Raw genomic sequence first — 14076 nt, forward strand, 5'->3', positions numbered from 1 at the left:
TCTGAAGGCGGCATTGAATCGCCGCGGGAAATGACCAAATGACCGGTATGACGCCAAGCACTCCGACACCCGCCGCAAAGCCGGCCGTTCGCCCCCGTCCGCAGGTCATGCGACTGACGGACGCTGCTGCGTCGCGAGTCAAGGAACTGTCGGCGCGCGCCGACTCCGAGATCGTCGGTCTTCGCGTCGGTATCAAGAACGGCGGCTGCGCAGGCCAGTCCTACACTGTAGAATATGCCCATGAAGTGCGCCCGACCGATGAAGTGGTCGAGGACAAGGGCGTGAAGGTGCTGGTCGATCCGAAGGCCGTGCTGTTCCTGCTCGGCACCGAGATGGACTACAAGGCCGACAAGATGCAGGCGCAGTTCATCTTCAACAATCCCAATCAGATCAGCGCCTGCGGTTGCGGCGAGTCGGTTCAGTTGACCGCCGCGAAAATCGACGGCTGATCGACCCGGTCCGGGGAAAATGGACCGCGATTATCTCATAGACCTCTTTTCGGAATTCGGACCCGTCGTGCTGCGGCGGATGTTCAGCGGCTACGGCATCGTCGCCGACGGCGTGAACTTCGCCATGGCGTTGCGCGCAGGCGTCATCTTCAGGGTCGATGACCTCACGGTCCCTCGCTATGAAGCCGAGGGAGCCAAGCCTTTCCAGTATGAGACCAAAAGCAAGATAGTCGTGGTGAAGTCGTATCGGCATTTGCCGGAGCGGCTTTACGACGATCCTGAAGAACTGGCTGTGTGGGCGCGCGAGGCTCTGGGTGCGGCGAAACGGGCTGCGGCGAAGAAGTCCGGGGTGAAAAAACGGGCAACCAAGCTGGCTGCGAAGCCCGTCCCGGCCAAGGCCAGAACGAGCAACGCAAAGTTGTCCGCAGGAAAGAAAGCGCCGGCGAAAGCTGCCAAAAGCAAGAAAGTCAGCCCGAAACGGGCGCGCGCGAAAAAGCGTTAAGCGACCTGAATGCGATCTGTCGGCGAGAATTCGGGATCGGCTTCGCAGATCACCCGATTGCGGCCGTTGCGCTTGGCCGCATAGAGGCAGGCGTCCGCGCGCTCAATCAGCCTCTCGCGGTCATCGCCGGGCTGCAGCATCGAGACACCGACAGAAATGGTCACGCGGCCGAGAATCTCGCCCGTCGATTTCTTTTTCAACTGCTTCGACATCACCGCACGGCGGATGTTGTCGGCGACCGTCAGCGCCTGACGTAGAGCGGTGTTCGGCAGCACCACGGCAAATTCTTCGCCGCCGTAGCGCGCAGTGATGTCCTGACCCTTGGTGGTCTGCTTCAGCGACATCGCGACAAGGCGCAGCACCTGGTCGCCGGTGAGGTGACCGTAGTTGTCGTTGAAGGATTTGAAGTGGTCGATGTCGAGCATCAGCAAGGATAGCGGCTCGCCGCATTCGGCCGCGTGCGTAACCGCGTTTTCGATGGCGCGATCGAAGAATTTCCGATTTCCCAGCGAGGTGAGAGGATCGGTCAGGCTTTCGTTGCGAATGGCCTCAAGACTGTGCTGGAGGCTGCTGATCTGCTGCTTGGACGTGGCGAGGCGGGCCTCCAGCGCCTTGTTCGTTTCTTGCATCTCCCGCGTCGATGCCACGAGCGCCTCGACCACGGCCTTGACCTGTTCGCGATCCTTGGCGCCGGACAGTTTCTGGGTGGCGCCCTCGAGATTGCGCCCGAACGTGGACGTCATTCCCAGAGCATCCGTGATGAGATTCATCACGTCGTCGATTTCATTGATCACCCGCGTGCCGACCGTGTCGATACGCTCAGTGGTCCGGTTCTGGGAGAGATAGGTTTCGTAAATCTGCTCGAGGTCGGCCTCGGTCAGTTTGCCGTTGCGACCCAGCGTTTCGTTGATGATCTTGTTGAGCGCGGCGTTGTAGCCGGTCGCGTAAATGTACCAAATCTCGTAATTGCGAGGCACTGCGTTCTGACGCAAGGATCGGATTTGACCCAAAGCGACTTCGGCGAACGCCATGGTGCGCTCGTATTCTTCCAGCAGGCCAATCACGTTCGGTGTCCTTCAAGGCGGGCTTCTGCCAGCCTTTGTCAACGAAATGGCTAAAAATATCGAAGGCACGTTAAGGGATGAGAATGAATGACCCGTAAACGACATAATCGGCAGACGGGTCAAATAGTTGTAGCTTAGCCGCGGGCGCGGACTGGCCTTAGCAGGAACGCTGGAAGATGCGAGTGGTCTCCCGGCTCGGCATGTTGTTCGCGCGCGGCCGGCGGCATTGCGCGTCCGATTGACGGCGGCTGGGATTGTGCGGGTTTTTCGGCTGCCTGAGGTTTCCGGTCTGCGCCTTCAGGCTTGCGGGACTTGTTACGGCCACCACGGGTTCGCTGGGAATCGCGGCGAGGCTTGCGCTCTTCCGGTGCACGCTCGGCCTGCTGTTCGCGGGCTGGCGATGGGGATGCGTCGCTGTTCTCAAGGGGGACGAAATCGGCGCGGGCGATCGGCTGCCCGATCAGCTTCTCGATAGCGGCGACAGATTTCTGGTCCGCAGGGCTGACGATCGAAATCGCTGTCCCGAGGCGTCCGGCCCGGCCTGTGCGGCCGATGCGGTGGACGTAGTCATCCGGATGGTGAGGAACGTCGAAATTGAAGACGTGGCTGACTTCGGGGATGTCGAGGCCGCGGGCTGCGACGTCGGAGGCCACCAGCAGCGGAAGCTCGCCCTTGCGGAATTGGTCGAGTGAGGCGGTTCGAGCCGACTGATCCATGTCGCCATGAAGGGCGCCGACGCTAAAACCGTGCTTCTGCAACGATTTATAAACCACCGCCACGTCGCGCTTGCGGTTGCAGAAGATGATCGCGTTCTTGAGATCCTTGGCGTCGCGGAGCAACTGCCGAAGCACTTCGCGCTTCTCGTGCGGCTCGCGTCCGACCCCGACCTGGAATTGGGTCACGCCCACGGCGGTGGACGCCGGTTTGGAAACTTCGATCTTTTCGGGATTGTGCAGGAAGGTCTCGGTGATGCGCCGGATTTCCGCTGGCATGGTCGCGGTGAAAAACAGGGTCTGCCGCGTAAACGGGACAAGCTTGCAGATGCGTTCGATGTCGGGAATGAAGCCCATGTCGAGCATGCGATCGGCTTCGTCGATCACCAGCAGTTCGACGCCCGTGAGAAGCAGGCCACCGCGCTCGGTGTGATCCAGCAACCGGCCGGGCGTCGCGATCAGCACGTCGACGCCGCGCATGAGCTTGGTGTCCTGGTCGCCGAATGACACGCCGCCGATCAGCAGGGCGACATTCAGTTTCTGGCCGGCGCCGTATTTGTCGAACTGTTCCTTGACCTGCGCTGCGAGTTCGCGCGTCGGCTCCAGGATGAGGGTGCGCGGCATCCGCGCGCGGGCCCGGCCCTTTTCCAGCAGCGTCAGCATCGGCAGCACGAAGGCGGCGGTCTTGCCGGTGCCGGTCTGGGCGATGCCGAGCACGTCGCGCCGGGCGAGAACGTGGGGGATCGCTTGTTCCTGGATGGGGGTGGGGATCGTATAACCAGTCGCCGCCACGGCAGCGAGAACCTTGTCGGACAGGCCGAGATTGGAAAAGGACATTGAGCCTCGAGTCGAAATCGCCGTTCGGACTCTGGAAATTTCTGTCGCGCTCACCCCGGAACGGCACGCTTTAAGGGCACGGGGAGGAGATATTTGCCGACAGGCGGCTGGCCAGAGAATCGCGTCTCGATTCTGACCGCGTTGCAGCGGAACATAGGCATGAAACGGCGAAAGTCAATGAATTTGAGGGCGAAAACCGCGAAAAACCTTAATACGACAACAAGTTGAAGGGGTTTCCAGCCCTCTGGCAGGGATGCATGAACCGCCTTCTTGTCCCTGACGACTATGACATACTGACCGCCGGAACCGGGCCTCGCCAGCCGCGCGGCCCGAGGGGACAGAATCATGGCCATATTTCGGATCGGGACGCTGCTGATCGGCCTCGTTGCGCTGATGACGGCGTTTGCCGCGCCAGCTTCCGCCGAAAGGCGCGTGGCGCTGGTGATTGGCAACAACGACTATCGCAACGTGCCACGGCTGCAGAAGGCGGTGAACGACGCGCGGACCATGACCGATGCGCTGAAACAGCTCGGCTTCACCGTGCTGTTCGCTGAAAATCAGACCCGCAAGGCGTTCAGCGAAACGATGTTGGCGTTCGACAAGATTGTTGAGCCGGGCGATACGGCGTTCTTCTTTTTTGCCGGACACGGATTCGAAATCAACGGCCAGAACTATCTGCTTCCGACGGACATCGCTGCGGTCACGCAAGGGCAGGAAGAGTTGATCCGTGACGGCGCATTCTCGGCCGAGCGCGTGATTTCACGCCTGCAGGCTCGTGGTGCACGAACCTCGATTTTCGTTTTCGATGCTTGCCGCAATAATCCCTTCGAGGCGACGGGCACACGCGCCCTTGGCGGAAGCGGCGGCCTCGCACCAATCTCACCGCCAGAAGGCGTGTTCGTGATTTTCTCCGCGGGCGCAAAGCAGACCGCGCTCGACCGCCTGAACGACAACGATCCCAATCCCAATTCGGTGTTCACCCGCAGCTTCGTGCGCGAACTGGCGCAACCGGGTCTCAATCTCGTGCAGATCGCCAAGCGGACCCAGTCCGATGTCCGTCAGATGACGGTGGCGGCGAGCCGGATGCAGACGCCCGCCTATTACGATCAGATCGTCGGTGATTTCGTCTTGAGGCCAGTCAAGGACGGCGACCGCGCCATCGCGGTCGAGGCGCAAACGCAGGTCGCGGCGCTGCCGGTGCAGCCGACGCCTCCGATTATCATCGATAACGGCAACGCGCCGATTGCGAGTTTCATGCGCCACAACGGCGGATGGTCGATTGCGTTTTCCATTGCAGACCCGACACTGGCGATTTCCTGGCGGCTCGGCGAGAGCGGCGAATTCAAGGAAACCGGTTTCACTGATGCGCTCGATCCGCGCACCCGGCGGCGCATGCCGAACCCTTCGATCGAACTGCCGAACGATGCGCCGGCGGCGACGATTCAGGTGCGTTATGTCGATCCGACCGGCCAGATGCAGGGACCGTTTCCGATCAAGTTCGATCCAGAAGCGGCGCTCATCGCCAGCCATCGCAAGCTGCTGGACATGACGTCGAACAGCTGGCTCTCGTTCGGCGGATACAGCGGCCCGCTGGTTTACTATTCGCAGATATTGTCGTTCCGCTGCGCGGTTCGGGAAATGCGCATTGGCATCGACACGACGGTGCCGAACCAGGTGGTCAAGATCCCGCCGTGCAATCCCAGGGATCCGTCCGCCATCCCGGAAAACGCCGCGTCATACATGAAGATTCCCGCATCGACCCGATCCGTTTCAGTCGAACTGACCTATCAGGACGGCAGCCTGTCGGAGATCAAGAACTTCCGGCGATAGGAAGGGACCGTCCCATGTCCTTCGAGAGTTCGAGCGAATCTGCCGGGCGATCCCTCTCGGTGCAATGTTGCATTGTAGGCGGCGGGCCTGCGGGCATGATGCTTGGCTATCTGCTTGGCCGCTCCGGGATCAGAACCATCGTTCTGGAAAAGCACGCAGATTTTTTCCGCGATTTTCGTGGCGACACGGTTCATCCCTCGACCATGCAGGTGATGCAGGAGCTGGGTCTTCTGGACGACTTCCTGAAAATTCCGCATCAGAAATTGACGCAGATGCAAGGCGTGTTCGGCGCGACGCCGATCCGGATTGCTGACCTGTCGCGACTAAAAACCCAGTGTCCGTTCATTGCGCTCATGCCGCAATGGGATTTCCTGAACTTTCTCGAAACGAAGGGGGCACGTTTTCCGAGTCTTCAGATCATGAAGTCCACCGAAGCAACCGAGCTGGTCAGGGACAGCGAGCGGATAACCGGCGTCGTTGCTGCCACGCAGCAAGGGCCGCTTCACGTTACGGCAGACCTCACGGTGGCTTGCGATGGCCGTCATTCGATTCTGCGGGAGCAGGCGGGCCTCAAGAGCGAAGATATCGGCGCGCCGATAGACGTGCTCTGGTTTCGCGTCGGAAAGCAGAAGGCCGACAGCGACGGCATATTCGCGCGCCTGCAGCGCGGGCAGATGATGGTGACCATCGATCGTGATGACTACTGGCAGTGCGCCTATGTGATCGCCAAAGGCAAGATCGACGACATCAAGGCGCGCGGGCTTGATGCGTTTCGCGAGAATGTCGCATCGCTGGTGCCGATCTTGCGCGATCACATCGGCGACGTAAAAAGCTGGGATGACGTCAAGCTGCTCACAGTTCGGATTGATCGGCTGACGCAATGGGCGTTGCCCGGCCTGCTTTGCATTGGCGACGCAGCGCATGCGATGTCTCCGGTTGGGGGCGTTGGCGTCAATCTTGCGGTTCAGGATGCGGTCGCGGCCGCAAACATCCTGTTCGACAAATTTGGGGCCGGGGAGCCATCGCTGGACGACCTCGAAGACGTTCAGCAACGTCGCCTGTTTCCGACGCAGGTGACGCAGGTCATGCAAACCGTTGTTCAGGATCGCATCATCAATCGCGCACTGTCCGGTGAAGATCTAAAGCCACCGTTCGCCGTCCGCGTGATCAATGCACTGCCGTGGCTCCAGGGCCTCACGGCCCGTCTGCTCGGCATCGGCGTTCGGCCGGAACACGTCCGCTCTGTCGAGAAGACATGATCATCCTTGTGTGGAATAGCCGCCATCCACCGGGATCGCAGTGCCGGTGACGAAATCGGACGCGGACGACGCGAGAAATACCGCGGCGCCCGCGAGATCATCGATGTTGCCCCAGCGTTTTGCGGGTGTGCGGTTCAGCACATTCTCGTTGAGCCCCGGAATCTGCTCGCGCGCGGTTCGGGTGAGGGCGGTGTCGATCCAGCCGGGCAGGATCGCATTGGCCTGAATGTTGTCGGCCGCCCACGACAATGCGATTGACTTGGTGAACTGCACGATGCCGCCCTTGCTCGCGGCATAGGCGGGCGCGAAGCTCGCACCGAAAATCGACATCATCGAACCGATGTTGATGATCTTGCCGCCACCGGCATCCTTCATCGCCGGATAGGCCGCTTTTGAGCAGATAAAGGCACTCGTGAGATTTGTATCGATCACGGTGTGCCAGTCGTCGAGACTGAGTGTGTGAGCGGGATGGCGGACGCTCATTCCAGCATTGTTGATGAGGATGTCGAGCCGGCCCAGCTGCTTCAACGTGACCTCGACCAAGTCTGCGACGGAGGCTTTGTCTGTCACATCGACCGTGACCGCCAGCGCCTTTGCGCCAAGCGTTTCGATGTCACGAACAGCGTCTTCGGACTTTGCCTTGTTGCGCCCGGCAATGACGATGCTTGCGCCTGCGCGGGCCAGACCGCGAGCCATGCCCAGGCCGATACCACCATTACCGCCGGTGACGATGGCGACCTTGCCGGTGAGATCGAAGAGCGTTGTTTGCATGTTGCCTCCGTTGCGGTCTTCGCCGCTCGCGGAGATCAAATCATATCGAGGCCATATCGCCTAGCGGCCCCGCGCGAACGCCACCATGAGCAATCCGACGAGGCTCAGTGCAGCACCGTAGTACGCCCATTGGATCTGGCTGATCATAAAGCTGGATTGCGGCCAGTTCACATAGCCCGTGCCCTGACCGATCCAGAGTAGACCGATGGCTATCGCGAATGCGCCGATGGTGAGGAAGAGTGTTCGCATATGAACACTACGCCTCGTTCCTGAATTGGTTTCATCCGCGCATGGCGGTTTACACGTCCAGCAGATCCTCGCTGGCGAACTCCGCCTTGTCGGAAATGAAGGCGAAGCGTGCTTCGGCCTTGGTGCCCATCAGGCGCTCGACGGAATCCGCGGTGCCTTCGCGGTCGTCCGGCAGCAGCACCACACGCAGCATGGAGCGCTTCGTCGGGTCCATTGTGGTTTCCTTCAATTGCGCCGGCATCATCTCGCCGAGGCCTTTGAAGCGGCCGATATCGACTTTGGCGTTGGCGTGGAATTCCCTTTTCAGGAGCTCATCGCGATGCGCCTCGTCGCGGGCGTAGACCGTCTTGGAGCCGTGCGTCAGACGATAGAGCGGGGGCACGGCGAGATAGAGATGTCCTTCGTCGATCAGGCGCGGCATCTGCCGGTAGAAGAACGTGATCAGCAGCGAGGCGATGTGCGCGCCGTCCACGTCCGCGTCCGTCATGATGATGATGCGTGAGTAGCGCAAATCCTCTTCGCGATACTGTGCGCCGATGCCGGCGCCGATGGCCTGAATGAGATCGGCCAACTGCGCGTTCGAGGTCAGCTTGTCCTTGGTTGCCGAAGCGACGTTGAGGATCTTTCCGCGCAGTGGCAGGATCGCCTGCGTCTTGCGGTCGCGCGCCTGCTTGGCGCTGCCGCCTGCGGAGTCACCTTCGACGATAAAGAGTTCGGAGCCCTCGGTGGCGCTGTTGGTGCAGTCGGCCAGCTTGCCTGGCAGCCGCAGTTTTTTCACAGCGGTCTTGCGCGAGGTCTCTTTCTCGGCGCGACGGCGCAGTCGCTCGTCGGCGCGCTCCACCACAAATTCCAGCAGCTTGTTGGCCTGCAGGGGATTGCCGGTCAGCCAGTGATCGAACGGGTCCTTGATGGCCTGTTCGACAATCTTCTGGGCTTCAGCGGTTGCCAGACGATCCTTGGTCTGGCCCTGAAATTCCGGTTCGCGCACGAACACCGAGAGCATGGCGGCTGCGCCAACCATTACGTCTTCAGACGTGATGGACGAGCCCTTCTTGCCCTGACCGATCCGCTCTGCGTAATCCTTCAAGCCGCGCAGCAGCGCGCTGCGGAAACCTGCTTCGTGCGTGCCGCCATCCGGCGTCGGAACCGTGTTGGTGTAGGACGACAGGAAGCCATCGGCGTCCGCAGTCCATGCGACCGCCCATTCGCAAGCGCCGTGTGCGCCGTTGCGGCCTGACTTGCCGGAGAAAATATCCGGATGCACCAGCGTGTCGGCGTGGATTGCTGCGGCGAGATAGTCCTTCAGGCCGCCGGGGAAATGGAATGTGTCTTCCGCCGGCACGTCATCGACGCCCTTGAGCAATTCCTTGTCGCAGCGCCAGCGGATTTCAACGCCGCCGAACAGATAGGCTTTCGAGCGCGCCATCTTGAACAGGCGCTGCGGTTTGAACACGGCCTTCACGCCGAAAATTTCGGTATCGGGCTTGAATCGGATGCTGGTGCCGCGGCGATTGTTGATCTTGCCGAGTTCTTCGAGCTTGCCCTTCGGCTTGCCGCGCTCGAAGGTCATCCTGTAGAGCTGCTGATTGCGCGCGACTTCGACCACGAGCTGCGAGGAGAGGGCGTTCACGACCGATACGCCGACGCCATGCAGACCGCCCGAGGTCTCGTAGACCTTGGAGTCGAACTTGCCGCCCGCATGCAGCGTGCACATGATGATTTCGAGAGCGGACTTCTTTGGAAATTTCGGATGCGGATCGACCGGAATGCCGCGGCCGTTATCGACGACGGTCAGATACCCGTCGGCTCCGAGATGCACCTCGATGAAAGTCGCGTGACCGGCCAGCGCCTCGTCCATCGAGTTGTCGATGACTTCCGCGAACAGGTGATGCAGCGCCTTCTCGTCGGTGCCACCGATATACATGCCGGGGCGACGGCGCACCGGCTCCAGACCCTCGAGCACCTCGATGTCGCGCGCGGTATAGCCAGCCTCCGCGCCTGATGGCTTGGCGGTGGCTTTTGCGGCCGCACGGGGCTTCCGGTCCGATGAGGCGAACAGATCGACGTCTGTTTTATCTTTCTTTTTCAAAGGCTTCCGCATATCTCTTAAATCTTGATAGATCGTGATCAGGGGACGAATCGCTGGCTGTTACTATGCCATGGTTAGGGCGGTAAATGTGACGCAGGCGGTTCCCGAACAAGGCAGTTCCAGTCGTGGTACTTGGAATTAAGGGGAACCGGCAGATTCGATAAAAGCCGGGATTGGGACATTGCATGACGTTCGAGGAAATGACTCGCGGGATCGCCGAATTTGTCCGCGACCATCAGATGTGGGCCGTGCCCGTCGTGTTCGCGCTCGCGTTCGCGGAATCTCTCGCATTTCTTTCGCTGGTCATTCCGGCGTGGGGCGCACTGGTATCGATCGGCGCACTGATCGGCGTTAGCGGCATCAGCTTCTGGCCGGTGTGGATTGCGGGCGGGCTCGGTGCGGCGATGGGGGACTGGGTCTCCTACTGGATAGGGGTCAGGTTTCACGACCGAATAGCTCACATGTGGCCGATGTCGAGTTTTCCCGACATGCTGCCGCGCGCTGAACGGTTCATGCAAAAGTGGGGCGTGCTCGGCATTTTCATCGGCCGCTTTTCCGGGCCGTTGCGCGCGACCGTGCCGCTCGTCGCGGGCATTGTCGAAATGGAGTACTGGCACTTCCAGTTCGCGAACTTCGCCTCCGCGTTCCTGTGGGCTGGCCTGTTGATGGCGCCAGGCATGCTCGGCGTCAAACTGCTCATGTGACCGGGCCATTTCAAACTATTTGTGATCGGGAATAGCTGTCGCGAAGTGGTGTTACAGTGACGCGCGGTCATGCGCGCGTTCGTGCTGCGAATGATTTGCAAGAAGGCGTCACAAACGGCGCGGTGTTTTCAAACGATCTCATTTACGGGGAGAAACAAGATGGATTTGACACGACGTCATGCGCTGACTGGCGCTGCAGCTCTCACTGCGGCTCCGCTGTTATCTGCTCATCCCGCGAAGGCTGCAGCACCCGTTGCGGGCAAGCAGAACGCCAGCTTCTATCGATATAAGGTCGGCGACGCTGAGGTCACCGTGATCTCGGATGGCGCCAACACGTTTCCGCTCGGCGAGACGTTTGTTCTCAACGCCAAGAAGGACGAGGTCAATGCTGCGCTCGAGAAAGCTTTCCGCCCGCGCGACAAGATGACAATCCAGTTCGGACCGCTCGTGATCAACACCGGTGGCAAGCTTGTGGTCATCGATACCGGCAACGGACCCGGCGCTTTTGCATCGAGCAAAGGTGCGGTCGGTCAGTTTTCGTCCAACATGGCGGCGGCCGGGATCGATCCCAAGTCGATCGACATGGTGGTGATCTCGCACTTCCACGGCGATCACGTGAACGGCCTGCTTACCGCAGACAATCAGCTTGCGTTCCCGAACGCGGAGGTTCTGGTGCCTGCCGCGGAGTGGAAGTACTGGATGGACGATGGCGAGATGAGCCGCGCTCCTGCCGGTCGCATGGAAGGTCTGTTTAAGAACAACCGCCGCGTTTTCGAAGCCGGGCTGAAGAAGAAGGTGACGCCCTATGAGTGGGGCAAGGATGTTGCTCCCGGTTTGCTGACCGTCGAATCCATCGGCCACACCCCCGGCCACACGTCGTTTGTCCTGTCGTCCGGCGCGGACAAGGTCTTCATCCAGTCGGATGTAACCAATGATCCCGACCTGTTCGTCCGCAATCCCGGCTGGCACCTGATGTTCGATCAGGACCCTGCACAGGCCGAGAAAACCCGGCGCAAGGTTTACGACATGATCGCCGCCGACAGGATGCGCGTGCAGGGCTTCCATTACCCGTTCCCCGGCCTCGCCAACATCGAGAAGGACGGCTCGGGTTATCGCTGGGTGCCGGCCCCCTGGAATTCGTCCATCTAAGCTGACGGATCACGACTTGACGGAAATTGGGCGCGGACTTATATCCGCGCCCATGATTTTGAATGCAATCATCATCGCTGCCCGCCGTCGCCGCATTCCCGCGGTATGGGCGGTTGATCGCGTTTAAGATCACCTTTCGTGCCGCCGGAGACAGTCCGCGGCATGCTTCCACTCCCAAAACACGCGGTTTGATCTCAGGCGGCTCCTCGCTGAAGCAGGAGTTTGCAATGTACGTTCCGCCCGCCTCCCGAGTTGATCGAACTGCTTGCCTCGCGTTTGCTGCCGCGCGCGGTTTTGGGCTCGCCTGCGCCCACGACGGCAAAAAGCCGGTCGCGTCGCCGGTGCCGTTCCACATTGAATATGGGAGCGATGGCACGCCGCTGCTTTGCTTTCATCTTGCTCGTCACAATCCGCTTGTCGGCCACGCCGACGGCGTGACGCCGTGGCTGTTCGCCGTGAGCGATGCGGACGCCTATGTGTCACCCGATTGGTACGTTTCGCCCGATCAGGTGCCGACGTGGCTCTATCAGACGGTTCACATGACGGGTCCGGTTCGGGTGATGACAGGACAACAACTGCCTGATCATCTGAACCAGGCCAGTGCCCGGTTCGAAAGCGACCTTGCGCCGAAGCGGCCCTGGACGATGGACAAGATGTCTAGCGGCCGTCGCGAGGCGATGATGAAAGCGATCGTGGGATTGGTCATGACCGTCGAGGAGATTGAGGGCAGCTTCAAGCTGAACCAGCACAAATCGGATGCGGACCATGTTGCGGTGACCGGCGCTTTGGCCTTACAGAAGTCGGCGGGCGCACAAACACTGTCGGCTGCGATGCGCGCCGCGCGCCCGCAGGCTTTTGCTGCCATTAAAGAAAATGAAATGTTGAGCACTGTGCACGAAAGGATCGCGCCATGAGCACGAAGAAGAAGATCGGTATCCTCGGCGCTTCGGGCTACACCGGGGCGGAGCTCGTCCGGCTGTTGCTGCGCCATCCCCGAGTGGAGATCGCCGTGCTGACGGCCGACCGGCGTGCCGGGCAGATGATGGGCGACGTGTTCCCGCAATTTGCTCCTTACGATCTCCCACGGCTGGTGACGATCGACGAGGTCGATTGGGCCAACGCCGGGCTCGATCTGGTGTTCTGCGCACTGCCGCACGCCACCACGCAGAAGGTGTTGAAGGACGTTTTCGCCAAGGCCCCTGACGTCAAGATTGTCGACCTGTCGGCGGACTTCCGGCTGGAAGATCCGGCGGCCTACGCCAAGTGGTACGGACACGAGCATCACGCGCTGGAACTACAGAAGGAAGCCGTCTATGGGCTGGCGGAAATCTATCGGCGTGACATCAAGAAGGCGCGGCTGGTCGCCAATCCTGGCTGCTACACCACCTGCGCACAGTTGCCGCTGATTCCGCTGTTGAAAGCCAAGGCGATCGAGCCGGACGAAATCGTCATCGACGCCAAGTCAGGCATGACCGGTGCAGGACGCTCGGCGAAGGAGGAGATGCTGTTCTCGGAAGTCTCCGAAGGCTTCAATGCCTATGGTGTCGGCCAGCATCGGCATATGGCCGAACTCGATCAGGAGTTCTCGAAGGCCGCCGGCAAGGATGTCGTCGTATCGTTCACCCCGCATCTTCTCCCGATGAATCGCGGCATCTTCTCGACCATCTATGTGCGGGGCCGGCGGGGCAAGATCGCGCAGGACCTTCACGAGATTCTGGTCAAGCAATACGAGAAGGAGCCGTTCGTTCACGTCCTGCCGTTCGGCAAGACACCGCACTCGCGGCATGTGCGCGGCTCGAACATGACGTTCATCGGCGTGGCCGCGGATCGCATCGCGGGGCGGGCAATCATCGTCTCGACGCTCGACAATCTTACCAAAGGCGCCTCGGGCCAGGCAGTGCAGAACATGAATCTGGTGCTTGGGTTTCCGGAGACGGCGGGCGTCGATCAGCCACCGATGTTTCCGTAAGACATCGCATAGCGGACATACGAAAGAAAAAAGGGACGGCGATCAGCCGTCCCTTTTGTTTGACCGGCGATGTCGCGCGATCAGAGGATCTTGAAAATCGCCAGCGCGAGAACGGCCTGCGCGATGAATCCGACGGTGAAGGCGAGGGTGCGCAGCACGGGAACGCCGAACGTGTAGACAATGAGATGCGCAACGCGCGACCAGAAGTACACGGCGCAGGCAAGCACGGTCCATTTGGTCGAATAGTCGACCGCATTGAGGATCAGGACCAGCGGCGCGAAGATCACAAGATTTTCGACGGCGTTGTCATGGGCGAACATCAGGCGGTTGGCCCATTCGGCCTGTGGCTTGTCGTTGCGCGACGGGTTCGCCAGGGTGCCGCTAAGGCCGCGCACCTGGCAGCGATTGAGAATGTAGGGCACCCAGAGCAGGCCTGTGAAAATAACGGTCAGCGTCAGCCAGAACAGTTCACGTGTCATCGACGTTTTTCC

At 60.6% G+C, this 14076-nt stretch carries 14 protein-coding genes; 8 read left to right on the forward strand and 6 right to left on the reverse strand.

Annotation, left to right across the window (positions count from 1 at the left end; genetic code table 11):
- Positions 1 to 38 precede the first annotated feature (38 nt).
- Together YH63_RS17940 and YH63_RS17945 are read left to right on the forward strand one after the other, a co-directional pair.
- Positions 39 to 449, forward strand: coding sequence for a HesB/IscA family protein (locus YH63_RS17940; RefSeq protein WP_046826428.1), 411 nt, complete (start codon positions 39 to 41; stop codon positions 447 to 449).
- Positions 450 to 468: 19 nt separating this feature from the next.
- Positions 469 to 951, forward strand: coding sequence for a TfoX/Sxy family protein (locus YH63_RS17945; protein ID WP_046826427.1), 483 nt, complete (start codon positions 469 to 471; stop codon positions 949 to 951).
- On the opposite strand, the gene YH63_RS17950 is transcribed toward YH63_RS17945, so the two are convergent.
- Positions 948 to 2015, reverse strand: a complete 1068-nt coding sequence (locus YH63_RS17950) for a GGDEF domain-containing protein (protein WP_046826426.1) — start codon at positions 2013 to 2015, stop codon at positions 948 to 950. The genes YH63_RS17945 and YH63_RS17950 overlap by 4 nt on opposite strands.
- A 134-nt stretch (positions 2016 to 2149) precedes the next feature.
- Positions 2150 to 3565, reverse strand: coding sequence for a DEAD/DEAH box helicase (locus YH63_RS17955; RefSeq protein ID WP_046826425.1), 1416 nt, complete (start codon positions 3563 to 3565; stop codon positions 2150 to 2152).
- Positions 3566 to 3910: 345 nt separating this feature from the next.
- Between YH63_RS17955 and YH63_RS17960 the strand changes: the two genes are divergently transcribed.
- Positions 3911 to 5395, forward strand: coding sequence for a caspase family protein (locus tag YH63_RS17960; RefSeq protein ID WP_046826423.1), 1485 nt, complete (start codon positions 3911 to 3913; stop codon positions 5393 to 5395).
- Between the two features lie 14 nt (positions 5396 to 5409).
- Positions 5410 to 6654: an FAD-dependent oxidoreductase gene (locus YH63_RS17965; protein WP_046826422.1), complete on the forward strand. Its 1245-nt coding sequence runs from the start codon at positions 5410 to 5412 to the stop codon at positions 6652 to 6654.
- On the opposite strand, the gene YH63_RS17970 is transcribed toward YH63_RS17965, so the two are convergent.
- The 3 genes from YH63_RS17970 to parE are packed head-to-tail and all read right to left on the reverse strand — an operon-like array spanning position 6655 to position 9775.
- Entirely contained in the window at positions 6655 to 7425 is a 771-nt protein-coding gene (locus YH63_RS17970; protein ID WP_046829419.1) for an SDR family NAD(P)-dependent oxidoreductase, read from the reverse strand.
- 60 nt (positions 7426 to 7485) lie between these two features.
- Positions 7486 to 7674, reverse strand: coding sequence for a hypothetical protein (locus YH63_RS17975; protein WP_046826421.1), 189 nt, complete (start codon positions 7672 to 7674; stop codon positions 7486 to 7488).
- A gap of 49 nt (positions 7675 to 7723) precedes the next feature.
- Positions 7724 to 9775: a DNA topoisomerase IV subunit B gene (parE, locus tag YH63_RS17980; protein ID WP_046826420.1), complete on the reverse strand. Its 2052-nt coding sequence runs from the start codon at positions 9773 to 9775 to the stop codon at positions 7724 to 7726.
- 173 nt (positions 9776 to 9948) lie between these two features.
- On the opposite strand from parE, the gene YH63_RS17985 reads away from it, so the two are divergent.
- The 4 genes from YH63_RS17985 to argC all read left to right on the forward strand — a co-directional run bounded on the left by YH63_RS17985 (position 9949) and on the right by argC (position 13585).
- A complete protein-coding gene (locus YH63_RS17985) occupies positions 9949 to 10467 on the forward strand; it encodes a DedA family protein (protein WP_046826419.1) in 519 nt (172 codons plus the stop codon).
- Between the two features lie 159 nt (positions 10468 to 10626).
- Positions 10627 to 11616 (forward strand): MBL fold metallo-hydrolase, encoded by a 990-nt coding sequence (locus YH63_RS17990; RefSeq protein ID WP_046826418.1) that lies wholly within the window; start codon positions 10627 to 10629, stop codon positions 11614 to 11616.
- Between the two features lie 227 nt (positions 11617 to 11843).
- Complete coding sequence (locus tag YH63_RS17995; protein ID WP_046829418.1) at positions 11844 to 12530, forward strand: FMN-binding negative transcriptional regulator; 687 nt, start codon at positions 11844 to 11846, stop codon at positions 12528 to 12530.
- A complete protein-coding gene (gene argC, locus YH63_RS18000) occupies positions 12527 to 13585 on the forward strand; it encodes an N-acetyl-gamma-glutamyl-phosphate reductase (protein WP_046826417.1) in 1059 nt (352 codons plus the stop codon). The genes YH63_RS17995 and argC overlap by 4 nt, the downstream gene beginning before the upstream one ends.
- Positions 13586 to 13665: 80 nt before the next feature.
- Here the strand turns inward: argC and YH63_RS18005 are convergent, their stop codons facing one another.
- Positions 13666 to 14064 carry an MAPEG family protein gene (locus YH63_RS18005; protein WP_046826416.1) on the reverse strand — a complete coding sequence of 133 codons (399 nt, stop codon included), beginning with the start codon at positions 14062 to 14064 and terminating at the stop codon, positions 13666 to 13668.
- Positions 14065 to 14076: the final 12 nt, after the last annotated feature.

It is taken from the genome of Afipia massiliensis (genome assembly GCF_001006325.2).
GTDB classification, from domain to species: Bacteria; Pseudomonadota; Alphaproteobacteria; order Rhizobiales; family Xanthobacteraceae; genus Afipia; species Afipia massiliensis_A.